Genomic DNA, 21,759 nt, shown 5'->3' on the forward strand with positions numbered 1-21,759 from the left:
TCCTAGTTTTAGACCGGTGGTCCTGGCGGCCCGGGTGGCGCCGTTACGTGGCCGTGGTCGTGGCCAACATTCTTGCCTTGAGCCTTCAAATGCCCCTGGTTGAAGTCGGCGTTCCCTTCGACAAGAACGTTTCCGACAACCTTCAAAAGACCGTCTTTCATGGAAATCTCGATACCCAACGCCTTGAACACATTTGCCAAAAGGTCTTCGCTTGGCGGGCCATTTTCACCACTGAAACCACCCCGTAGTAGGATCCCTTGATTGGGGTCGCCCCCAGGGTTCAGGACGCCTACGATCTGACCTTTGGAAAGTGGCACCCAGCTCAACGTCTGGCCGCCCGATTCAGGGTGGGGATACCATGGTGACAGATAGGGCTCGCCGTCCTCTTCACCGAGTTTCAGCCGATACCCTTTTCGGGCGTCAAGCTCCGCGATTGGCCCAACTTTCAGCGCATTACCAAAAGCCGTCTTGAGCATCTCAAGATCGGTTTTCATGGCCAGGATGACATCAAACACTTGATGGCTCCACCAGGACGGTTTCTCCATGACCAGGGATATCAAACACAGCCTCGGTCATTTCCGGTGTTGCTCGATCGACATCACCAGCAATCGGACCAAGACCAACGCCGAGAAGCTCGCGCATTGTTCGGCCAAGCCGCTCCTGCGCCAACTCCCAAGGCTCTGTCTCAGCCTTCAATTCATCGCGCATCAACGCTGCAATGCGCTGATCATCACCTGTGCCGGCGTCCAATAGAGCCAACAACCGGGCAAATGGCGCTTCTACCGGAACATCGTCCAGGCTGATTGGATCCGGTAAGAGGGTGCCCGTCAGTGCGATTTGCTGTGCAGCAACCGCCTGCCCCTTGTCATCGCTTTCACGGCGGCGATCAATCCGGACATCAGATTGGAACAGCCCGCGAAAAACATCAGCAGCCTCGTTTTCTGGATGAGACAACGCACTGATAACTTGCCGGCCAACAAGATCGAGATAGGTCTCCGCAGCGGCACTTGTGAACGGGATCCCGGATACGACAGAACGGATCATCTCTCCCGGATTGTCCGGGTCTTCTTCTTCGACCACCATCCGCTCAGTTATGCCGAACTCAATCCTTACCAGCAGCTCGCCATTTTCATAGAGCGCGCCAGGCATGCCAGAACCACCTTGAGCCTGATCGGTGTAAACGGCGATGAACCTACCCTCACCCGAAACCGACAAATTGCCGGCCGGGTCGGTGTCCACTGCCCCGATTTCGCTATCAAGCACATTGTCGCCAGCCAGTGTGCGCCCCTTCAAAGCCAGCACACAGGCCCGCCGAATAGCAATTCTGCAAAGGCTCATGCTTCACCAAGCTCCACGATAAGACGCACATGGTTGCGCGTGTCGACACTTAAAACGCTAAACTTCGGTGTGCCTGGACGATCCAGCGCCTGGACGAGATCCCGCTTTCTAAAGGGAAGATCTGGAAACTTTGCGCGATCGATACGAAGGACCGCACCACCGGAAGCGTGTTCGCTTTGAAAGTCCCTGGATGCACCGCCGCTGAACGACCGGCTTTCCTGGTCATGCGTTCGCAACACTGCAGAAATTTCAACAGCGGGGCGGTCCGGATCAGACCGACCGTCCTTGATGAAGGTAATGCGAAGGGTCTCGGCAAAGACGAGGTCAACCTCTGCCGTGACCGCGTCTCGCAAACCGTCGAACGGACTGCTCATGACAACCTTATGAGCCAGACTGTGCGTTAGTCAGTGCTTTGTTTGCCTCGTCCAGGAACTCCTGCGCTTTGGCCTTCGTCTCATCCGTCTTCGCAGCTGCAACAGCCTTCTCAGCTTGCTCCACTTTGGCTTTCAAAGCTGTGATGTTCTGGTCAGATTGCCCTGTTTTGGTCTTCCCGTTTTTGGTGGTCGATTGATTGGCCTTGGCCTTCGCCGCCCCTTTTTGGAAGGTCACACCGCGCGCTTTATAGTGCTCGACCTGTTCCTCGGTCAGCTGCTTTGGAAGATCCACAACCAGGTTCTTGGTTCCCGGCTTAACTGTCTTCGTTCCACCAAAGATCTTAACTGCTTGGGCAATTTCGCCCTTATGCGAAACTGAGTATTTCATGTCGCTCATCCTAAGGTTAAGAACGGCCCCACTGGAGCCGTTCTTCGAAGAAGGGTTAGGCGGCTTTTTGCAGAACTTCCGGCCGCGCGCACATGTAGAGCGGATAGGAGTACAACTCTCCTTTCACCCAGGATTGGCGATCCTTGTCCTCAATATTGAGGGCGTAGGTCTCTTGCCCCTTCGTATTTACGAAAGGCGCAAATTCATTTGCCGGTGACAGGTATTTCTTGAACACCCCGCGAGCCCCTCGAGGAAAGAACTTTGCCTCTCCCACCGGGATCGCAACTTCGCTGTTGTCATCTGTCCCGCGATAATTGTGGAACACAATGCCGCCGAACGGGAACGACTCAAAAGTGCGGTCAGCACGAAGATCGGCGGCAGCTGCCCAGTTTTCATAGGTTCGCTTGACAGCATCATGCTCGATGAGCTGGTCATACCATTCATCACCACAAAGAGCGTGAATGCTTGTTGCTGGAGTCATAGCGCCTTTGGCCGCCCGGACCATCTTCCGTTTGAGTTCCGCGCATTTCAGGCGGACCTTGGTCGATGCGGTACCGAGCTCGAAGTTGATTGGTGTTGGTTCGCTGATGCCAAATTCATCGAAGTAGTCGTAGATGATCGACGTGCCATCGGCATCAAGGAGCTTGCCCTGAAGGGCGCCGAGGCGGTGGAACTCGTGGGTAAGATCCATGTTGTCCCGGACTTCGCCCATGCGCTCGGCGTATTCGTTCATAACGACCTGAAGCTCGCTTTCGGTGCCAAAAGCCCGCATCCCAGCCACTTCTGAGACTGTCAAGGTGAAGGCATCCGTCAAACGCTGCGTGCGGAAATTACGAATGTTCGCCTTGTTGGCTGAGTTTTGGCGAGGCGCCTCACCATCCGTTGATGTCGGAATCAGGCTGAGGGTCTGGCCCTTCTTTTCAATGCCTATGTCACGCACATAGACACCTTTTTCCTCAAACAAACCAATCGTCGCAAGCAGCTGCGGAACATACTCGATTTCACGCACAGCCTCAGACAGCTCAATCATGCGGAACGCATCATTGTTGAAAATATCCATGGATGCCATGGGTGGGTCTCCTTAGCGAACAATGATGCCGAGAACTTCGAGCTCGGCATGCGCAGTTTCGATTTGAGCGGGCGTTGCACCTTCGGGCATCACCAGATCTTGCGATTTCACCTGGCTCAAGCGAACCAGAAGCGATTTTTCAGAAGTACCGGAAGCCGGATAGATCAGGATTGCTGCGACGCTCTCCGATCCGTCAGCTGCCCCCGGAGCCCACTGGACATAGTTCTTATTGGCCGTGACCTGCCCAAGAACTGTGTTGGCGAGATATGTTTGCTCGTTCGGCACAATGACCGTGCCGGTGTCACGGCTGTAACCGTGTTCACCTTCCATAATGATGCAGGAGCCAGGCCCTGCCTTTTCGGTGAGGACAGTCATCTAAACAGCTCCTTACTTGAAACGCTTGTTGGTATTTGCAACGGCAGTTGACCAAGCCGCTTTGGCTGGTGGCGCCTGGCCGCCAGGATTGCCCTGACCGCTTCCAAGAAGCCGTTCACGTTCGTAGGCTTCTTCATCGATGCCACCGCCTCCAGCAACATCACTGTTGGAAGTTTTCGCCGCGGTCGCCAAAGCCTTGATCGCCTGCTCTGCGGTCAACTCTGTTCGATAGGCAAACTCCTGTGCGAGCGCCTCTCGACCAGCAGCCTCTTCGCAACCGAGGATCGCCTGGATCCGAGCCGTTGCCTTCGCAACGGCATCGGAAACTTCATTGTCGGTGTCGGCGGATTTGCCGTCCGCCGGTTTTGGATCAGCCATATCTGTCTCCTTTTGGCCGGTTGTGGCAGCGGACGCCGCCGGTTCGGTGGCCTTGAGCGACCAACCGTTGCTCTTCGCTAGTTGTGTGAGGTCTTCCGGCGCGCCGGCATAGAATCTGTAATCGAATGACGCTGCGAGTTTTGCCGTTTCAGCATCAGCCTCATCTGCATATCCGGCCGCAACCGCCTCATCGGCGGTCATCCAGGTCGTGGCTTTCATGGCAGCACGAACGTCTTTTGCGTCATTGCCGGATCGTGCCGCATAGGTGTCCGCAAACGACTCTGCTGTTCGCTCTAAGGCTTGTTTTGAAACATCATGATCATCAGCTGTTCCGACTGTGATCGTTGCCGGGTCATGGATCATCATGAGAGCGCCGGACCGCATAACGATCTTGTCACCAGCCATGGCAATCAGGCTGGCAGAAGAGGCCGCAACGCCGTCGACAAAGACAGTGACGTCGCCCCCATGGACCTTCAAGGCGTTGTAGATGCTCCGGCCATCATCAACGTAGCCACCTCCGGAATTAAGGCGAACCGTTAGATCATTTTGGGAGCCGTGCTCAGCAAGTGCAGTGATCACTTCACGCGCTGTAAAGCCCTCATCCCACAGGTTTTCTCCAACGAACCCGTAAAGCACGAGTTCGCCGTTTTCGTAGACCGGCATGATTTGATTTCCTTGGTTAAACCCAGCGAATACTGCGGGCGCGACCGCGCTTTATGTTGCCTGACGCGCGATCGCATCCCGTCTGATATTCGGCGATCAGAGCGTCGAGTTTTGCGAGATTTGCCCGGTTGTAGGTAACCTCTTCACTGCCCAGTCGAATGATGAGCACGGATTTTCCGAGTGAGACGAGAAGCCGCTGTTTTTTGAGCGCCAACACCATGTCACAAGGCTTGGTGAGATCGACAAGCTCCCCGCCGATATCAATCATCGTGGAAACCGTCATGATTGCGGATCCTCTTGATCAGGTGCGGTTCCGCTCTTTGGCTCGTTCGCACCCCGTCCACGTCTTGCGTACGGCGAGTCCATGCCAGCATCAATGTATCGCCGGTGCAAATCTAACCGCTGATCGAACAGGTCCTCAGAATCTATTCCAAGATCAGCAGACTCCAGCTCCACGGAGCTTGTACCGTTTTCCAAACGTTCGGTGGCCGCTTTTGCGCTTTTGCCATCGTCAGCAGTCGGCTTCGCTGGGCCATGAAGGCTTGCCGGAAGGATAGCTTCACGATTGGCATCGAAGGCTCGGTAACCGTCTTTGAACGGGATGTTGCCGGTGAAAATCTCCTCGTCCAGCCAACCTTCATAGACCGGGCGTTCCACCGGAACAGCGCACCGATCGCGACGACGCTCGACCACCGGCCAAATCGAAGAGTTATCCATACGCACGGACGAGTAAGTCGCAGAACTATGGTCGAGTGTGAATGATCCGTGTGTGATGCCTATGGCCCGAGCCGTTATCCGCGAAAGATCGCTGGAAAGCGGAAAGTATTGGGGACCTGGTATGCCGGAGGTTTGGAACTTCAGTTCCTCGCCATGCACTAGCTGCGAGATCTGCGGACTGTCTCCAACCATGATCTCCTGTTCCGCCGCTGACTCCAAATTGCTTTTTAGATAATCGACATACTGCTCCGCGTAGTCGTCAGCGCCTTTGACATTTTCGCTCTTTAGCGTTTCCAACGCTTCAAACGCTTCCATTGTCGGCTTGTCGCTTGTGAGCGTAATGGCAAAAATGTTCTGTAAAATGGACGTTTGCAGCGTCACGTCATTGAGTTTCTCATGCTGGATGTGCGAGCGAAACGCTGATGCCAGCACGGAAATGCCTCTCACATCCAAGGCGTCCTGCGGGTCAAAGACATGCAAAACCGCTGCACGGCCTCTTCGATCGAATGCATCATAACGGGTCTTCGACGTGAACCCGTTTAGCCGCTCCTGGAACAGATAACCGATCGGCCGCCCGTTCTCGTCTTGATAGACACCCTGGAACAGATTTTCCGTCTCATTGGTGTCCTGCACCAGCCTGTGCGGCGGGATCAGGCATAGTTTGGTGCCGGTCTTGATCCCGTAACGACGACGAAAACTCGCAGGCATATACTCCAGAAGCCCGGTGACTTCGCCGTATGCCATGTTGTAACGCAGGGCAATGTCAGTCAGTTGGCTGAGAGAGAACTTGCCGCGAAAATCGACTTCTTTGGCACTCGCCCGGTAACGCGCCCAACGTTTTTTGACGATCTTCTTCCAGTCCAGGATCTGGTCATCAGACCACCCCATGCCGGTAAAATCTGGAGTTGGCGATAGTTTCAAACCGGTGCCAACGGTGTCCGCAATGACCTGATCGGCAGCACCTCGAAGCCGGCCCGAGTTCTTGATCAGGTCAAGAGCGAGAGCCGCGGACCTCTGCCAGGACGCGCGAATATCATCCCGGCTCTCGATCAGCGGGACCATACGCGATGCAATAACGCCCGAACTGGTGTCACGCATGTAGCGGGCGACAGGCCTTTGGCTTGCGCGAGCACGCAGAGGATTGCCCTGCGTATCGATCAGCCCGTTCGTTTTCGCCATTTGTTGCGCCTGGTGTCAGATTTCGGTTTTTGGGTCGGCTCTGGGGTCGCCTGCTCAGTCGGTTGGCTGAACAGGTCTTCCAAGTCGCCCTGTGCTTCTTCCGGATAGGTTTCGCGATCGCTTTCGTACTTGACCCACAACGCATCCGGCATATCGCGAACACCGAACCGGACGGCCGCAGCCTCCGCCTGGTTCATGGTGTCTAGTGCCTCGTTGGCTTGGGTGGGATCTTTTTCCCAGTTGTAAACGTCGAAACCGTCTTTGTTTTTCTTGGCAACCCGGCGCTCAGCAGTCAGCTGCCGGTAGTACTCATCGTCCAATCCCGACGGAAAGGACACATAACCAGTTTCGAGCGGATCTTCTTTCCGGCAGTTTCGATAAAGCGCCATCTTCATGACCGATGCGTTGAATGAATAGAAACGCTTCGACCACTTCAGGATCTTGCCGGTCTTTTTGTGCCGCTCCTTTTTGACCGGCATGATCAGCGGAGCGTTGTCAGAATTGTTCCCGCGAACCATCATCACCAGGCTCGCCGGGTGCTTCTTCACCCAATCCCAAACATCTTCTGTGTATGCGTTTCCGTCGATTCCAACCCGATCGACGGCGATCTTTCGGCCATAGGCGTTCGGCCATCTTTGCTTGATCAGCGCATCCAGCTTTTCCCGGCAAGCGTCTTCCGAAATGTGGCCGGGGAAAACGCCGTACTGGATCACATACCGCTCGCGGTTCCGTCCCCAACCGACTGCTTGCCATTCAACACGATCTTCCTGACAGTCAATGCCAATGGTAATGGCCAACGCCCCGGCTGGAATACGACCGCGGGGATAGTCTGATGTTGCACCACGGTCCCTGAGCTTCTCCCAAGGCGGTGCCTCACCCTGTGTTTGGTAGGCCTTGCCAACGGTGTCGTTTAAGAATGTCTGCTCGGAAGCTGGATCGCCTTTGGCCTTTATCCATGCGCGAGCAATTCGCTCAAACGTTTGTAGATAACTGTAGGCGCTCCAGATCCAAAACGAACGGTGGTGGCGCTTTGCCTTCGGGTTTTGTGCAACCCAATCAATTCCCTTTAGCATTTTCGGACGATGGTGCTCTTGGATCGCAGCGCCACAGTCTATGCAATGGAAACAAGCTTTCTCCGGATGATCCTCATCCAGATGGGCAAGCATATTCTCCCATTCCAACACCTGCATATGCCCGCAATGCGGACACGGCACATAAGGGAGTTCCTGACTGCCTTCTTCAAAGGATCGAGTGATCCGGCACCCCGGCATAACCAGCGGTGTCGAGATCTTGAATATCTTGGCAAATTCGAACGCTTGCGAGCGGCTATCTGCCTGGCTTTCCGGATCACCACCGGTGTTCGTTTCCCATTTGGCCAGGTCATCTTGGACCTGACGTTTCATAGAAACCTGAGACAGAGCGGAGGAGGAGTTTGCGCCCGAAATCTGGATTGCACCCCGACCGTCATTCCGCTCCTTGTAAAGAACACTGTCTGCGCCGTCTCCCCCACCAACCGGAAATAGAGCGCGCAGTGAAACCGAGTTGCGCAACATCGGCGCAAATTTCATCCGCGACCAGCGTTTCGCATTCCCTTCGGTGGGATGCGTCATCATGATGTCGCCGGGATCCAACTCCAACGATCCACAAATGAAGATGTTGGCGAGGACGGTGCCACCCAGCTGAGCGGACTTGGAAAGTGTTACAATCCTGCAGGGGTCATCAGGTGACAGAGCCCGGAGAATTTCATCAAAATAGACGAATATCTCTCGATTATAGGGGCCCGGGAACGGGCTTTCCCGCTCCGAAAAGGATACCTTCTCCTCAGCGTATTTAAGGTAATCGACCGGTGGCGCCGGTTTGACAACCACAGCAAATACCTTTTCCGCCAAACGCTCAGCGTTAGCGGTGTGAACAATCATAGAGGTCATGCCGACCTACTGCGCGATTTCTGTTTCAACGGTTGACGGAAGCTCTTCGGCTTCGCGTCGTGCCTGCTCCGCAGCTCTTTCCCGAACGCTCCGGAATTCACCGCGCAGCAAATGGAGAACATCACGTGCAGGCACCTCAAAGTTCTCCGCAATGGCATTCGCAAGGTCAGGCAAGGAGCCCTCGTAGGTCTGGATCATCTTGGACAAAAGACGCGCCATCTGCGCCTCGACCTTATCGGTTTCAGTGAACCGGCCTTTCCGTTTCTCGTCCTCTTCCGCTTCCTTGCGGCTTCGTATCTGAGCCTGGAACAGCTTCTCGTTTTTTAGACGTTCCTCGACTGTCGGAGCACGATCCCGATTGTCGGGCGACACTGTCGGAGCTTTCGGCGCCCCAAGCGGCAAAGCGTATGAGGCATTGTCTGACGCTGCCGCCGGCATAGTTTGCGGATCAAGCCGCGTGTCCAAGCCGTTCCCGAGCATCTGCGAGATGTCGAGCTTGAGCTGAAGTTGCCTAAGTGCCGGGCCGGTGCGAATTTTTGCGCGGCGCCCCTCTCCCTCAATCGCATCGCCCGAGAGCTTGCCCTCAGAGATGTATTGGGAAACGCGCCCGGCAGACACGTTGATCAGTTTCGCAAAGTCACCTTTGCTCATGAGTTCCGGTACGGCTTGTTCCACCGGCCCGCTCCTCAAGTTCTCAACTTTAGTTCTTTAGTCAGGACTTTAGACTTTAGGCTTCAAATTTAGGGTCAGACTGATGAAATCCCGGGAGCTTTTCGCCCGCAGCGGTAAGTCTAACGAGAACGGTCCCTAAGCAAATTCGCTACGTTTCTGTCTCAGCGCATAAAACGGCTGTTGATCACTGCTCAGTTATCAACTCTTAGAAACAGCGATTTATTCAACCAATACAGCTGAAAAGTTACAGACCAAGTAGATCTGGATCCGAGATCGACCGGCCCTCGGCGACGCCCATGCCATAAAAATGGATGAACGCATCGATCCCAACAACCGCAACATCCTGATTTACGCTGTAGTAGTCACCCTCAGAGAACAGATTTGACGGTCGCCGCCCTTCTTGGGAGCCACTCAAAAGATAGTGTTGGTATGCGGTGATTGCACCCGCAGTTACTGCCGCTTCAACATCCGAGTTCTGATCTAGGTAGTACTCTGTGTCAAACAGAGACACGGGATCTCTGCCCTCAAACATTCCGTGCAGAATGAAATGCTCTTTTCCAGACGAAAACGAACCCGCTTGCACCGCTGCCAATATGTCCTCGTTCTCGTTAAGGTAGAACTCTTCGTTGAAAGGAAAAGCCCCCAGACGCCCCTCAAAAATGCCCAACTGCAAGTAGTGAGCCAGGCCGGATTCAAAACCGCCACTCGTTCCCACCGCGCTAGCAACATCGCTGTACAGCGACAAATAGAAAGCCTCATCGAAGGACGCTCTTTCCGGCGGAGCGACCATAATCATCCCGTCGTTCGCGAGAACAAACTCGATATTCTCCAGTATGACAGACGTCCCATCATTGTCTTCGAGAACGATTTCACCAATCCTGTTAGTTGAAAGCGAAACATCAGCCAGATTGCTGGATATCGTGACAACATCAGTTCCCTTCTGACCGTCTAAACGGGCAATACCTGTTACGATGGTAAAGATATCATCGCCGTCAGTTACCGTGGACGTGGATTGGATTGCACCAATAAGAACAGCGGCTGACTCTGCAGCGTTTGTTGATTGAAACAATTGTCCGCCCGTGCGGCTAGCCAGTTCTTCCAAGTCTGAACGTGCGCTCGACCCACCCCCGATCAATACCGGCAGGATCTGAACCGATACAACAGAACCGTCATTCGCCGCCGGCGCCAGATCAATTGGAAGCGCTTGCTGTTGTGGGATCTGAACCCCGAGATCGTTGGCAAGCGTAATAACATCGTCCCGAAGTTCCGGATCCGCAGCAGGCTCGTCAGTAAAAACAATAATCTTGTTGGTTCCTGTCCGCCATGAGCCGATATCACCGCGCAATGCTGTTAATAGAGCGCCGTTCAACGGCTCCGCTCCTCCCCCCAGAATCGCAAGACCGTTGATCGCGTCGATTGCTGCGCTTTTGCGATCTGAGATGTTTGCTTGTTCCGTGAACGGCAGCACGATTTGGATGGAATCTGTATTGTTGAAAGTAACTATGCCTAACCGGCTTGCGACTGGAGCAGCGTCAGTTCCGAAAATTGCGTTGATCAGCTCAAGAGCAGATGACTTCACGCTGGCAAGATCATTGCCCATTGAACCGCTCAGATCGATTACGAGAGCAACGCTCTGACCCTGGCAGTCACTCACCTGCCAATCTGCTGGAATCCCCTGAGGGTTGCTCTTGTTTCCTAGATAGTTTCCCGGGGCATAAGGGTTTCCCTTCGATCCGGGATTGCCAGCCGAATTGTCAAACGTTCTCGAGTAGTCGGCCTTAACAAACATCTCCGCTTCGTCTGCCCGCCGATCTTCAAGCCCCGAAAACGGAACCAATTCACCATCTTTCCGACCGTTTCGAATTTCAGAAGCTTCAATAAGAAATGTATCGAAATTGCCCTCGAGCAGCGCCTGCCATGACCCGGGGCCATTTGCTCGAAGTGAACCCGCATTAAAAATCAACGATGCAACAGCATCGATTTGGTGCTGTTGCAGCGTGCATCCAATGGCGTCATGCGCGTTCGCAAGCAGCGTAAGTTCTGGCCCGACGATGCTTTCGATATCTTGACTCAATAAGTCCTCTGCCTGACTTAATGTAATTGTGTCTCCAGGCTGAACACCTCTTGTATGACCCCAGCCGATTGTCCAAACATTGCTATCGTCCAAGTACGCTACAAGTGCCGGCTGACCCTGAGGAAGTAAATTTCCATTAGAATCCAATCCCGTTTCAAATTGCTTTATGAAATTCGTGCCTTGTGCGGAAATAGAGTATGTGTTCAAGATGCCCTCCAATACGCTCAATTGCTAATGAAATGATCGTTCCGGAGAAATCAAACCGGCTAACAGCCTCGTTTGCAAAATGAAATCAGCGCTTGTTTACTGAATGCGCTTATTCCAAAATACAAAGACGAAAACGATCTAAAAAGACCTTAACAACATCTACGTCATTTCTACTAAAAATTGTCATTTCTTTTTAGTCAACCACTTTTTCGGTTGGTGTGAGTCCGCATGCTTGATTTTATCGCCCTCGCCTTCTGCTCATCACCCGAAAGCTTTGCCCGTTGCGCGCTTGATCTCGTGAACAACGCGGCGCGGCAACACCTTGCCGACCGTGGACTGCCACGCCTTGGCGCTTTCGCCCTTGATCATCTCCGCCGGGATAACCACCCCGGACCTTTGTTTCTCGATCGGGAATTTGGAACTTCCGACCCGAGCAAAAACTTGACCGCCAAGGCCCAGATCAACACGCGACGGGAAACGGCCGCCTTTCATGAACGTGCCGGTAAAGACTTGCCGCCGCCCGAACGGGGCAGCGCTCACGCCGCGCCGCGTTTCGCGGGCGGCAAAGTGTTTCAGGGCAACATCACCCCCAAACGCCTTGATCTGATATTCCAGATTGAACGCCGATGCCCGGATCGGTTTCATGGCCTGGCGGATCGTGCGCGCCTTCAGCCCGGTTTGCTTGGCCAGCGCCCGGCCTGCCTTCGTGCGGCCCTGACTGCCAGCCCGGTTCAATGCTCGTGATCCGATCTGCCGGATCATTTTGCCGGAGAGTTTCGACAAAGCGCGATCCAGATGATCTATTCCGGAGCTGTCTGACCAAGATATGTGCATGTCTCACCCCATTGACACCGCATCCGCGTATTGACTCCAAATGCAACCTTTGCTGATATGCCGCAGGGGCACCGGGGATCTCTTTTCTTTCAGATGGATATTCAGGTGATTGATTGATGGCCGCTGCAAAGCGACCTTGGTCCTTTTGAATGTGACGATGCTAATATGGTTGAGTTTTTTAATACGAGACTGGCCAGGTTCATCGGCTGGGTATTCGGATTTGCCGGCATTATCGCCACTTACATATCAGGGTGGTCATTGCTTGAGATCTTCGTCGGCGAACAAAACGCTGTCTCCGTCTGGCCGACCATTTATGTTCTGTTCTTGACGTTGATCATCATCCTGTTTGCGATTTTCCGGCAGCTCCAGACGATGCGAAAGGAAAAATACGCCAATATAACAGGCTACCTGCACAGCATCTCTCATCAACTCAGGGATCTTGAAACCTACATCGACGAATGGGGGCCCAAAGAACACGCCTCAATCGATCAGTACGAGATGTTTTTGGAACACGTACGGGAAAAGTTCTGCTCCATTCTGGACCAAATGTCCGTCACCTTCACATCATTGACCGGTACACGATGCCGGTCCTGTATCAAATTGATCTACTCACTCGTATCAGACGATGGCGAACAAAAGCTGTATTTCTACACGTTTCAGCGGGACACCGCTTCTGCCAGGTCGCTGCACGATCACGATCAAAAGCGCATAACGGCCAACCACGATCCACATGAGAAGAACCCGCAATTCGCGGCTATCTGCGATGATGCCAGCCCAGATCGTTGGCATTTCTTTTCAAACGACCTCCTGAAGGAGGACAACTTCAAGACCACGAGCATGACGGCTTATGACAGCCAGTATGGAAACCGCTGGAAGTACTCGATTTTCAACTTCTTGAACGGTCGAGGTTGGCCCCTGCCCTACAAAAGTTGTCTCACATGCGTCATTCGCCAGGGTCCAACAGTAAGCGGTCAGGTCCGCCCGGAAACCGTGATTGGCTTCTTGTCCGTAGACAGCGAATCCCGAAACGTTTTCAAAGAGACATGGGACAAGGAGATCGTTTTTTCAGTGGCAGACGCCCTGTACTGGCCACTGCGAAAGATACTGACAGTTCAACAAGTTGCCGAAACGTTAAAAAGCAACCCTCCTGGTTAGGATTTGAAAACTTATTGATGCCAAGATTAGAGTGTCTATATGAGACGGGGGTCAAACGATGAGTGAAGTTGAAAGCCCGGTGGAAACAATGGCGAACAGAAAGACCAGCGACAGCAACGAGAAATTGCAGCTCTCTGTCAAAAAGGCAGACTCTGCGTTCGGGATTGGTGCATTCGAAGTCAAGGTTGTTGGAGCTCCGGCCAATTCGTCAACGGTTGTTCTGACATCGCCAAGATCCTTCGCGTTTAAGAAAGCGGTTTCTGGCAACTGACCGCCACAGACCCATCGCTCCAGAACACTACTGCTGTCATCAGCGCTGGCCACTGACAGTCTTCCGTGCCTTCCGTAATCTTCTTGTGCCCGGTGTGGAATACTGCACGGTAAATCCTCGCCCATCCTGCCGCTGATATGATCCACCACACGTCACCCCACATGAAAAAACCCGCTCTGAAGCGGGCTTGATTTGGTTGCTGGGGCAGGATTCGAACCTGCGACCTTCAGGTTATGAGCCTGACGAGCTACCGGACTGCTCCACCCAGACAAAAACGAATGTGATGTTTTCCCATAGATGCCCTTCGCGCCAACTCCGCCCGATCCGGCGTCTTCGTTGGCTGGGTCCGCTGCTTGGTCGCTCTGTTTGGTGTGACGTCCAGGGGGACAGTCCAGGCCCATAGGATCCAGCGGGTCATCCTGCGGCAGACTATCCGTGAACCGCCTTCACCTTGTCAACCGCCACCTTCACCGCCATCTCGCGTCCGAACATGGGAACGAGCCCTTCGACAATCCCCTTCGCCTCATCGTATCCGGTCACCGTTCCCGTCACGCCGTCAAACTCATCGGCCAGCAATCCAAACACCGCGCCGATGTCGAAGTGTTTGACTTTGCTCAAATTTCCTTCCGTGATCGCATTCCAGCATTGCTCGACAATCACCCGCATTTGCGCCTTCGGCACGATGTGCGGCCGGTTTTCCTCATCGAACGACAGCACCTTTTCAACGCCGTCACAAACCACAACTTCACTTGTGGATTGTCCCTTGTACCGGTCAAGCGCAACGAACAGATAACGCGTACAGAGCGGCCGAGACTTGTCGAATTCATTGCGCGTGCGGCTGTTCTTACGCAGGACGGGAAGCATCGGCAGCCAGGCAATCAGCCCGGCCGCAGACAGGCTTTCGGCCGCCCGGCTCTCGCAATTGGGATTGGAGCGCACGACAATCCAGTCTATGCCCTGAACACCGACCAATGAGCGCAACAAATCATAGTTCACCTTCAAGGCGTCCGTGACGGGGATCCTGTGCAGCTTGCTCATTCGGCGGCCTCGTTTTTCTGGAGTTCAGCATGGGCATTTTCAATGCGGGCAAGCGCGGCATTCACCGCCTCGTCCAGGCTTTCATAGTTCTCGAACGGATCTGATGGAGCGGGCATGTAGATCCAATCCGGCAGATCCCGGTCCGCGCCGAACCAAGGCCAGCCGCGCCGCTCATGGAGCGCCTTCCAGGCGAGATAAAGCGCAGATCCCTTGGCCACCTTGTCGAAGGCCTGCAAGAGTTCCGCCAATTCCGGATCCGCCGGCGCGCCCTTGTGGCGGTTGCGCGCATCAAGGTGCAGCGTGTTGACCTTTGGCCAGCCATATTCGGCCGTGCGCCGGCGCCGCTCGGCCTCGGCCATCTCGCCGCCCGCGGCCAGAAGCTGCTGCAAATACCGGGTCGGCGGCGGGAAATGGCCATAGGGCTCGCGCATCAGATCGGCGAACCGCAATGCGCCCCAGGCCTTGCCGTAAGGCCGCGCCAAGACGCTCGATGCGCCGCTTGACCGCAAAGCCTTTTCGGAGAGCTTTTCCCGCAGGTAGACGGCAAAGGTGCAAAACATCTTGCGCCCGCTGGCCTTCACTTCGTGGACATAAACCGCCATCAGGCTGGCCGCCTTCTCCCGATCGGCCTCCGCAAGCGCAAACCATTCCTTTTCCGCCGCGTCTTCGCTGTCACTGACAAAGGTTGGCCAATCCTTGTGGGCTTTTTTCAAACGCCGTTTCCAGGTGTCCCGGGTCACGGTTTCAGCCTCCGGCGCATCCATGGGCTCGTTTTCGGACCTGGCCGCGCACTCACCTGCGCCATCACCCGTCTGGGCACCCCCGCTCGCGCGCGCTCTCTCACTTACTGGTTCTCTTACTGGTTCCCTTACAGGGTTAGTGTCCAAATTCTGGACACGGGATTGGCCGTTTTTTGGACACGGGATTTCCGCGTTTTTGGACACGGGCTCGGCTGAATTCCCGTGTCCAATTTCTGGACATGGCTTTGGCGGTTTTCCGCCGTTTTGGCAGACAGACCGTTTCACCGGAAACCCGTCTTCAAATGCCAAAAGATAGCGCGTGTTTTCCTGCTGATAGGTCTTTTCGTTGCGCGATTGAACCCGGTGAACAAGCCCTCGCTCCTCCAGTATCGTCAGGTGATTGTTGATACTGGACCGGCTCATTTCACAATCTTCGGCAAGCTGCCGCTGACTTGGAAAACAGCCATGATCGGGATTGTGCCGATCCGCCAGATGCCAAAGCACTATCTTGGTCGCCGGTTTCAAACTGCGCTGCTCTACAGCCCAATTTGTCGCCCTATGGCTCATTCAGCGCCCTCCATGGACATGCGCGGCAACGCAGACACTTCTGCCGGCTGATTGAGTTCGTCAGTTGGAAAATCAATTGCCAGGGTGATGGTCATCACCGGGCCGAAGCGGGCATCGATCAGGCCCTTACGGCGCAGCTCCATCAGCGCCATCCAGAGCGATATTGCGTTCAGCTCCAGGTGATCGGCCAGCTCGGCAAACACCAGCTGAAACGCACCGCCCACATGGCGCGCGGCCAGCGCCAGCAGCACCTGCCGCCGCAAACACGGATCCGGCCACACCAGCGCATCCGCCGCGCGCACGGCCCATTCTTCCGCCGCGGCGCTCATGAGGCCTCACTTTGCCAGAACGGCTTGAAATTCAGAGATAAATCTGGTTGGTTGCAGCGATTTTGGAGAACAACTTTATGAATTTTTTTAATTCGCTTTGGACACACATCCTCTGGCTGTGCGTCGCTTCTTTGTTTTTTGGGACTGTTAGCGGGATTGCGGTTTCTGTAATCATCGGCATCGATAACCTCAAAGATGCCTCCGAGGTGATCAGAAATGCAGTGCTTATTGCAGCGGCTGTAGGTGGTGCCCCTATTCTCATTTGGCGGGCGATCATCGCTGACCAACAGGCAAAGGCTGCCAAAACGCAAACCGAGTTGACCGAGCGCGGCCAAGACGTCGACCGTCATCAGAAGGGCGCGGAGCTGCTTGTCAGCGATCACCCATATGTCCGAATAGCCGGGATCCAAACGCTGCGCGGACTGGCCACTGCAAAGCCGGAGGAAAATTACCTGAATGTTCTGGAGCTTTTCTTTGCTTACATTCGTGAAAAGAACCGCCATTTGCGGCAAAAAACAGTCAAAAGCCCGAACCACCAGCCCCCATTTATGGATGAGGTCACCTACCAGGCGGTCACGACCATAACGTACCTCAGAAATACGGTTGATAGGATCGTCAGTTTGGAAGCGGGTTGGGCACCACATCTCAAAAACACTGATTTGCGAAAAGCGGACCTTGAAGGCGCCAATATGTCTGGCGTTGATTTTAGCGGAGCCGACCTCAGCGAGGCGAAATTGGAGACCGCCTGCCTTTCCAAGGCACTTTTGTTTAACGGCAAGCTTTCTAAGGCCCACCTCCACAGAGCCGACATGACCGGGACCTACTTGCATAAGGCTGTGCTTAAGGAGGCAGTCCTTATAGAAGCAATCCTCGCGAACGCCGATTGCAATGAGGCCGATTTTTCCGATGCTAAGATGGCAAAGGCCGATTTGACCGAGGGCAGCTTTCAAGAAGCAATTTTCAAGAATGCAAAGATGGCGGGGACCGTCTGTACCGGCGCGAAATTTGACGATGCAGATCTTAAAGCGGCAAATCTTGTCCGCGCAAATTTCTCGTTTGCGTTCATAACAAACGCAGATCTCTCTTACACAACAGCTCGGCACGCAAATTTCGGCGAAGCTGATTGTACCGGGTCCGTCCTTACCAGCGCAGACTTCACAGGAGCCAAACTGGCGGGCGTCAACCTCAGAGGCGTCGACCTCACTGGTGCCCTTCTCGCCGAGGCCGACCTTACCGGCGCCGACCTCACAAACGCGGACTTGACTGCGGCGGACCTCACTAACGCCAATTTCACCGGTGCAAATCTCTCCGGTTCGAACCTGAACCAAATAACCTTGAGTGCAGCCACCAATTTGACCGGTATATGGGCTAATCAAACGAACAAACCAACGAACGTCCGGCCAGAGGTGGCCGCCGCGATCACTTACGTCTAAGTGAAAGCTGTCAACCTTAACTGCAGAACAGATGGGCCAATAAGTTCTGACGCCTTTTTCCCACCGAAAGGCTTGAAATCCATGCCGGGCACCTGCCAGGTTGTGCAGAGACAAAGGAACAACTGAGTGATAGATCGCGACACCAAACCGGTAATTGTCATCGTCTGCTCGACCGCTGCAATTGTTTGTATGCTGCTCCTGCAAGTGTCCGAGGGAAGTTTCTCCATTTCGCTCGACAAGAGCTGCGTTGCCGCCGACTTCAATTGCTTTCTCTACAGTTGGCAAACACTGATTGCCGGGCTGCTGGCACTTGCCGGTGCCAGCGTGACCGTCTGGCAGATCCGAAAACAGATTGCACTTCAGACGGCGCTGGAAAACAAGCGCGACGTCGTTCAAACGATATATGAATTGAAGTGGTGTGGGGCCGCTGATAGAGCCTTGAAAATACTGCTTGATCCGCTCAAAACTCACCGATCCCATCTTAGCCGACAACCACCAAACTTCGAAGCTCTGAGGCCAGTATGGTTTCATCCGGTAGTGTTCCCAGAAACTATAGACCCGGACGTTCACACTTGGATGGAGCTGGTGAACAACTCCATTTCTAGTTATAATGAGTGGTTGGAACTCGTTGAGGGACCGGGTCCAGACATAGGAGAAATGACGCAATCGCTCAAAACAACCGTCGAACAGATAGAAAAGCTCAGTTCCAGAATAGATGAGGAATTGATGGAGCCGCGCTTTGAGGTGCTCCTGAAAGCTGGCTGGACCCAAAAACGAATTGCCGATCTGCTGCGTTATGAACTTTCGGAAACCGATGAAGAAAGTCATAATTGCCCCTCCACGCCTTCGTCTGAATAAGGCTTTAGCTGCGCGGCATATTTCAGCAAAACATCGCCATGGCAGGGCGCATCCAATGCGCACCAGCAGGCAACGTCCTTGCCGATGAGCTCATGAACGGGAAGCGTTGGAATCGTGAAAAACTCGAAACACTGGCACGCGTCTTCCGCGTCCATTTTCTGGCCCGGCATGCCGGGCAGATCCGCGCCGGCCTTGAACGGATTGCCCCATTTGGTGCTGCGGTCGATTTTCACCGCGCCTGGTGCGTCACACCGCCAAGGCCGGTCCCGCCGCATTTGAATTCGCTTCGGGCTCATGCCGCCTCCTTCAGCCAGAAAGGCTTGCTCTGACGGCCGAAACCTGCTCGGTTGCAGGAAGCAAAGGGACCAACTGAGTTATGAGCAACGGAAACAGGCGCGACTGGATACGCGCCGGAATTGTTGGCGGCGCCTTGCTTTTGATCACAATTGTGATCGACACCGGCGGCATCCCTTATGTCAGCGAAGCCGTTTGCAGGGAACCAGACGGTCGAAGCCTTTGGTGCTATGCCTACGCTTGGCAAACCTTGATCGCTGGCATAGTCGCATTTACTGGCGCGGCTATTACTGTCCGCCAAATGAGACATAGCCAGCGAAAAAAGGGAGTTTTGCGTGCAGTACAGGCAATAGGTCATGCCCAAGCGACTATTCGAAGCCTCCGCAGCAATCGAGCGAGCATAGAGGAAGTGTATCAACAGATAGGGGCCAACAGAACGCCCATACCTCGAGGCCATCTGGAATTCTTGTCGTGGGAAGGTACAAGTGTCCCACAAGATGTTGATCCCTATTTCCATGACATTGTTAGAGAAACTTGGGTGGTAATACAGACAGTCTTGAGACTTATAAAACAGGTTCAAACACCGCAAATACTCACATCTGAAGATGCAACTATGATTGAAGGCGCCCTTCGAAAAATCGACGAGACTATAGCGCAGCTTGAGAATGAGTTTATCGAGCCAATAGCAATGGACTTGCGGAGAGTCGGCTTTGTAATCTGGAAAGATACAAACGGTCTTTATCGATATGATAGGACCAGATTGCCCAGTCTTTAACTTGTTTCCGCCGTTATCTCTCCTGTGTTTTAAGTTATTCAGGTAGCCGCGCTCCCCCATCCCCTAAACCTCCCCCGCCAAAAACACCCAGGCGACCGGCAGGCTCGACACACAGCACCACCGACAGGCCCGCAGGCACCGCGCGATCTCCGCCCGGCGGCCAGCACCGGAAAGTCCTGGCAGCTGCATCAGGTAGACCAGCGCCCAAATGCCGGAAAAGGACGCGACAGCCGCCGACGCGGCCGGAAAAAGGAAAAACCAGGTCATCCGGCAGGCTCCATTAACGTTTGTCCCGAGGGGGTGTTCCCGTGAAACAGGCAGACGAAGTCGCGCGGATCGATCTGGTAGAACGCGCCCAGGATCACCACCGCATCGGCGGTCACATAGCCGTCCGCATGGCCGCGCTCGGCCCGGCCAATCGTGGACCTGGAAACGCCCGTCCGCTCTTCCACCTGGCGCAGCGACAAGGCCCGCTTTTCGCGCGCTGCCAGAAACGCCGCACCGAGTTTTTTCCGGTCAAGCGCGCTCATGACGAACCCCTTTCACCGGGATCTGGCGCGCGCCCGGCTTCGGCAGGCCGTTGTTCATGTCGGAGCGCAGGCCCGGCACCAGCGCGCGGCTGTCAGCCCCGGCATGCTCATCCACCCGGTGGCAAATGACCTCAAAGCCGCGCGCCTCCCAATAGGCCTCGATCTGCCGGGCAAGGCGGATGTCCCGCGCTGCGCTCTCTTCACTCTTCGACATGTCAGTCTCCTTTGAGCGGTCAGGCCGCGCGTATTTTTTTGGACACAACGGCCGTCAGGCGCCGCCGCAGCTCTTCCGGTTGGAAAGGCGCGATGCCCCCGCCAGCCGCCATGCCAGGGATCGAGCCAGCGACCGGGCCATAAACACGATCTGGACCGCGCTCGAAGGTTTCGGAAAGGTCGGCAACCAGAACCGGCGCGCCGTGTTTGGTGGCGCACCGCAGCCCGCACCACCGCGCCAGCTGGTCTTGTGTGGCCCGGCTGGAAAAACCGCCGCCGAGCGCGGCGCGCACCTTGTGCAGATCAACGCCTGTTGCGCCTGCAATCAGCTCTGCCGCCGCGCTGAATTTCACCGGACGGCCCGTTTGGCGCAGACGGTGCTGCGCGCGCGCCCACAAGAAGAGCCGCAGGTTTTGCCGGAAAGACATCATCACCGCGCCCGCTGCCGTCCGCCCGCGGCATTGGCCGCTGCCGGTGTGTGAAAGACGATCCGTTCGCGTGCGGGCGCATGCAGGCGCTCGCAGCACGCCGCGCAATAGCTCTGCCCGGTCCTGACCGGCGCACCGCAATAGAACTTGGTCTCAACGCCGGTGGCGCTGTCATTCCAGAGCGGCGCCCGGCACATCCCATTTTTCAGGTCAAACAACGTCACGCCGCCGCCCTTCCGGCCGGAGATCGGCGCGAGCGGCATTTTGGGCAAGGCCGCTGGTTTCGGCAGGGCAACCGGCCTGCGCGCCCGCGCCCGCGCGAGTGAGGCCGCGCGCTCTTGGGTCCGCCGCCGCTGGCGCGCATCGATCACCAGGCGGTCATCATCCAGCTTGTGCCGGTCGATCACGCCGCGCACATGGTTCGCGCCAATCGTGCCATAGGTGATCGACAACGCCTCGGCGATTTCCGGCACATTGCGTCCGCAGATCAAGAGATCCAGCACCGCTTCGCGCTTTTGGCTAACGGTCAGCGCATCCCAGGTGATCGGCTCGAAGGTTTCAGCCAGACTCATGAGCGGGCTCCTGTGGTTCAGAGGTTTGGGAAAGGCCGGGACCATCGCGCCGGTTGACTTCCGCGCGGAAGAACCGGCCAGCGGTTTCAAACAAGGCCGCTTCGGCAAGAAACTGAGCGCGCAAGGCGTCCAGCGTTTTTCTGTCGCCACCGGAGGCACTCCGCACGGAGGACGCGGTCAGGGAGATAGACGACAGGACTTTCTTGCGCGCCGCGTCGAACAGGAAGTCGGACAGACACCGCAGCGTCCCCTCGCCCATCTCAAGGACCTCCAGCGTGTCGAGCCCGGCGAGATAGCGGTCAATGCAGGCGGGATCGCGCTGCCAGTCTGCAAGCGTTGGAGGGGTTTTCATGACACCGC

At 55.2% G+C, this 21,759-nt stretch carries 28 protein-coding genes, 1 tRNA gene and 1 pseudogene; 4 read left to right on the forward strand and 26 right to left on the reverse strand.

What is annotated here, in order from left to right; translation table 11 throughout:
- Window positions 1-8 precede the first annotated feature (8 nt).
- The 13 genes from SADFL11_RS10090 to SADFL11_RS10150 form a co-directional block, all read right to left on the reverse strand.
- Complete coding sequence (locus tag SADFL11_RS10090; RefSeq protein ID WP_050776209.1) at window positions 9-515, reverse strand: phage baseplate assembly protein V; 507 nt, start codon at window positions 513-515, stop codon at window positions 9-11.
- Window positions 508-1,338, reverse strand: coding sequence for a hypothetical protein (locus SADFL11_RS10095; protein WP_134852976.1), 831 nt, complete (start codon window positions 1,336-1,338; stop codon window positions 508-510). The genes SADFL11_RS10090 and SADFL11_RS10095 overlap by 8 nt, the downstream gene beginning before the upstream one ends.
- Window positions 1,335-1,712: a hypothetical protein gene (locus tag SADFL11_RS10100; protein WP_008196275.1), complete on the reverse strand. Its 378-nt coding sequence runs from the start codon at window positions 1,710-1,712 to the stop codon at window positions 1,335-1,337. Before SADFL11_RS10100 ends, SADFL11_RS10095 begins: the two co-directional genes overlap by 4 nt.
- A gap of 7 nt (window positions 1,713-1,719) precedes the next feature.
- On the reverse strand, window positions 1,720-2,100 hold the full coding sequence (locus tag SADFL11_RS10105; RefSeq protein WP_134852977.1) for a hypothetical protein: 381 nt from the start codon (window positions 2,098-2,100) through the stop codon (window positions 1,720-1,722).
- 55 nt (window positions 2,101-2,155) lie between these two features.
- Complete coding sequence (locus SADFL11_RS10110; protein ID WP_008193295.1) at window positions 2,156-3,169, reverse strand: major capsid protein; 1,014 nt, start codon at window positions 3,167-3,169, stop codon at window positions 2,156-2,158.
- 12 nt (window positions 3,170-3,181) lie between these two features.
- Window positions 3,182-3,544: a head decoration protein gene (locus SADFL11_RS10115; protein ID WP_008194456.1), complete on the reverse strand. Its 363-nt coding sequence runs from the start codon at window positions 3,542-3,544 to the stop codon at window positions 3,182-3,184.
- 12 nt (window positions 3,545-3,556) lie between these two features.
- The gene (locus tag SADFL11_RS10120; RefSeq protein WP_008195355.1) at window positions 3,557-4,585 is read right to left on the reverse strand and encodes a head maturation protease, ClpP-related; all 1,029 of its coding nucleotides are present in this window, start codon (window positions 4,583-4,585) and stop codon (window positions 3,557-3,559) included.
- Between the two features lie 16 nt (window positions 4,586-4,601).
- On the reverse strand, window positions 4,602-4,868 hold the full coding sequence (locus tag SADFL11_RS10125) for a hypothetical protein (RefSeq protein ID WP_134852978.1): 267 nt from the start codon (window positions 4,866-4,868) through the stop codon (window positions 4,602-4,604).
- Window positions 4,865-6,481, reverse strand: a complete 1,617-nt coding sequence (locus SADFL11_RS10130; protein WP_008193492.1) for a phage portal protein — start codon at window positions 6,479-6,481, stop codon at window positions 4,865-4,867. Before SADFL11_RS10130 ends, SADFL11_RS10125 begins: the two co-directional genes overlap by 4 nt.
- Window positions 6,460-8,409, reverse strand: coding sequence for a phage terminase large subunit family protein (locus SADFL11_RS10135; protein ID WP_040451730.1), 1,950 nt, complete (start codon window positions 8,407-8,409; stop codon window positions 6,460-6,462). Before SADFL11_RS10135 ends, SADFL11_RS10130 begins: the two co-directional genes overlap by 22 nt.
- Before the next feature lie 6 nt (window positions 8,410-8,415).
- Window positions 8,416-9,084: a hypothetical protein gene (locus SADFL11_RS10140; RefSeq protein ID WP_008196261.1), complete on the reverse strand. Its 669-nt coding sequence runs from the start codon at window positions 9,082-9,084 to the stop codon at window positions 8,416-8,418.
- Between the two features lie 241 nt (window positions 9,085-9,325).
- Window positions 9,326-11,362, reverse strand: a complete 2,037-nt coding sequence (locus SADFL11_RS10145; protein WP_167578972.1) for a glycoside hydrolase family protein — start codon at window positions 11,360-11,362, stop codon at window positions 9,326-9,328.
- 261 nt (window positions 11,363-11,623) lie between these two features.
- On the reverse strand, window positions 11,624-12,196 hold the full coding sequence (locus tag SADFL11_RS10150) for a phage tail protein (protein WP_008189168.1): 573 nt from the start codon (window positions 12,194-12,196) through the stop codon (window positions 11,624-11,626).
- A gap of 165 nt (window positions 12,197-12,361) precedes the next feature.
- Between SADFL11_RS10150 and SADFL11_RS10155 the strand changes: the two genes are divergently transcribed.
- Window positions 12,362-13,351 (forward strand): hypothetical protein, encoded by a 990-nt coding sequence (locus tag SADFL11_RS10155; protein WP_008193451.1) that lies wholly within the window; start codon window positions 12,362-12,364, stop codon window positions 13,349-13,351.
- Between the two features lie 58 nt (window positions 13,352-13,409).
- Window positions 13,410-13,622 carry a hypothetical protein gene (locus SADFL11_RS10160; RefSeq protein ID WP_008193013.1) on the forward strand — a complete coding sequence of 71 codons (213 nt, stop codon included), beginning with the start codon at window positions 13,410-13,412 and terminating at the stop codon, window positions 13,620-13,622.
- A gap of 193 nt (window positions 13,623-13,815) precedes the next feature.
- On the opposite strand, the gene SADFL11_RS10165 is transcribed toward SADFL11_RS10160, so the two are convergent.
- The 5 genes and pseudogenes from SADFL11_RS10165 to SADFL11_RS25245 all read right to left on the reverse strand — a co-directional run bounded on the left by SADFL11_RS10165 (window position 13,816) and on the right by SADFL11_RS25245 (window position 16,296).
- Window positions 13,816-13,893, reverse strand: a tRNA-Met gene (locus SADFL11_RS10165).
- 158 nt (window positions 13,894-14,051) lie between these two features.
- Complete coding sequence (locus SADFL11_RS10170; RefSeq protein ID WP_008190910.1) at window positions 14,052-14,660, reverse strand: transcription termination/antitermination NusG family protein; 609 nt, start codon at window positions 14,658-14,660, stop codon at window positions 14,052-14,054.
- Window positions 14,657-15,424 carry a hypothetical protein gene (locus tag SADFL11_RS25590; protein WP_228198259.1) on the reverse strand — a complete coding sequence of 256 codons (768 nt, stop codon included), beginning with the start codon at window positions 15,422-15,424 and terminating at the stop codon, window positions 14,657-14,659. Before SADFL11_RS25590 ends, SADFL11_RS10170 begins: the two co-directional genes overlap by 4 nt.
- A gap of 354 nt (window positions 15,425-15,778) precedes the next feature.
- Window positions 15,779-15,967: pseudogene (locus tag SADFL11_RS25845) on the reverse strand (helix-turn-helix domain-containing protein); the annotation flags it as partial.
- Window positions 15,964-16,296: a hypothetical protein gene (locus tag SADFL11_RS25245; protein WP_008193132.1), complete on the reverse strand. Its 333-nt coding sequence runs from the start codon at window positions 16,294-16,296 to the stop codon at window positions 15,964-15,966. The pseudogene SADFL11_RS25845 and the gene SADFL11_RS25245, both read right to left, overlap by 4 nt.
- A gap of 548 nt (window positions 16,297-16,844) precedes the next feature.
- Here SADFL11_RS25245 and SADFL11_RS25850 point away from each other — a divergent pair.
- Both SADFL11_RS25850 and SADFL11_RS25855 read left to right on the forward strand, forming a co-directional pair.
- Entirely contained in the window at window positions 16,845-17,729 is an 885-nt protein-coding gene (locus SADFL11_RS25850) for a pentapeptide repeat-containing protein (RefSeq protein ID WP_407690690.1), read from the forward strand.
- A 126-nt stretch (window positions 17,730-17,855) separates the two neighbouring features.
- On the forward strand, window positions 17,856-18,587 hold the full coding sequence (locus tag SADFL11_RS25855) for a hypothetical protein (protein WP_134852980.1): 732 nt from the start codon (window positions 17,856-17,858) through the stop codon (window positions 18,585-18,587).
- Here the strand turns inward: SADFL11_RS25855 and SADFL11_RS10190 are convergent.
- From SADFL11_RS10190 to SADFL11_RS10225, 8 genes are read right to left on the reverse strand one after another with little or no spacing between them, the layout of a single operon-like run.
- Window positions 18,554-18,883 carry a DUF4326 domain-containing protein gene (locus SADFL11_RS10190; RefSeq protein WP_081450571.1) on the reverse strand — a complete coding sequence of 110 codons (330 nt, stop codon included), beginning with the start codon at window positions 18,881-18,883 and terminating at the stop codon, window positions 18,554-18,556. The genes SADFL11_RS25855 and SADFL11_RS10190 overlap by 34 nt on opposite strands.
- Complete coding sequence (locus SADFL11_RS10195; protein WP_134852981.1) at window positions 18,880-19,716, reverse strand: hypothetical protein; 837 nt, start codon at window positions 19,714-19,716, stop codon at window positions 18,880-18,882. Before SADFL11_RS10195 ends, SADFL11_RS10190 begins: the two co-directional genes overlap by 4 nt.
- Window positions 19,717-19,719: 3 nt before the next feature.
- Complete coding sequence (locus SADFL11_RS10200) at window positions 19,720-19,923, reverse strand: hypothetical protein (protein ID WP_040451724.1); 204 nt, start codon at window positions 19,921-19,923, stop codon at window positions 19,720-19,722.
- The gene (locus SADFL11_RS10205) at window positions 19,920-20,186 is read right to left on the reverse strand and encodes a helix-turn-helix domain-containing protein (RefSeq protein WP_008193371.1); all 267 of its coding nucleotides are present in this window, start codon (window positions 20,184-20,186) and stop codon (window positions 19,920-19,922) included. Before SADFL11_RS10205 ends, SADFL11_RS10200 begins: the two co-directional genes overlap by 4 nt.
- Window positions 20,173-20,400 carry a hypothetical protein gene (locus SADFL11_RS10210; RefSeq protein ID WP_008192131.1) on the reverse strand — a complete coding sequence of 76 codons (228 nt, stop codon included), beginning with the start codon at window positions 20,398-20,400 and terminating at the stop codon, window positions 20,173-20,175. The genes SADFL11_RS10205 and SADFL11_RS10210 overlap by 14 nt, the downstream gene beginning before the upstream one ends.
- A gap of 19 nt (window positions 20,401-20,419) precedes the next feature.
- The gene (locus SADFL11_RS10215; RefSeq protein ID WP_040451723.1) at window positions 20,420-20,830 is read right to left on the reverse strand and encodes a hypothetical protein; all 411 of its coding nucleotides are present in this window, start codon (window positions 20,828-20,830) and stop codon (window positions 20,420-20,422) included.
- On the reverse strand, window positions 20,830-21,399 hold the full coding sequence (locus SADFL11_RS10220; RefSeq protein WP_008195605.1) for a helix-turn-helix domain-containing protein: 570 nt from the start codon (window positions 21,397-21,399) through the stop codon (window positions 20,830-20,832). The genes SADFL11_RS10215 and SADFL11_RS10220 overlap by 1 nt, the downstream gene beginning before the upstream one ends.
- Entirely contained in the window at window positions 21,386-21,751 is a 366-nt protein-coding gene (locus SADFL11_RS10225) for a hypothetical protein (RefSeq protein WP_008193502.1), read from the reverse strand. The genes SADFL11_RS10220 and SADFL11_RS10225 overlap by 14 nt, the downstream gene beginning before the upstream one ends.
- Window positions 21,752-21,759 lie beyond the last annotated feature (8 nt).

It is taken from the genome of Roseibium alexandrii DFL-11, from assembly GCF_000158095.2.
GTDB classification, from domain to species: Bacteria; Pseudomonadota; Alphaproteobacteria; order Rhizobiales; family Stappiaceae; genus Roseibium; species Roseibium alexandrii.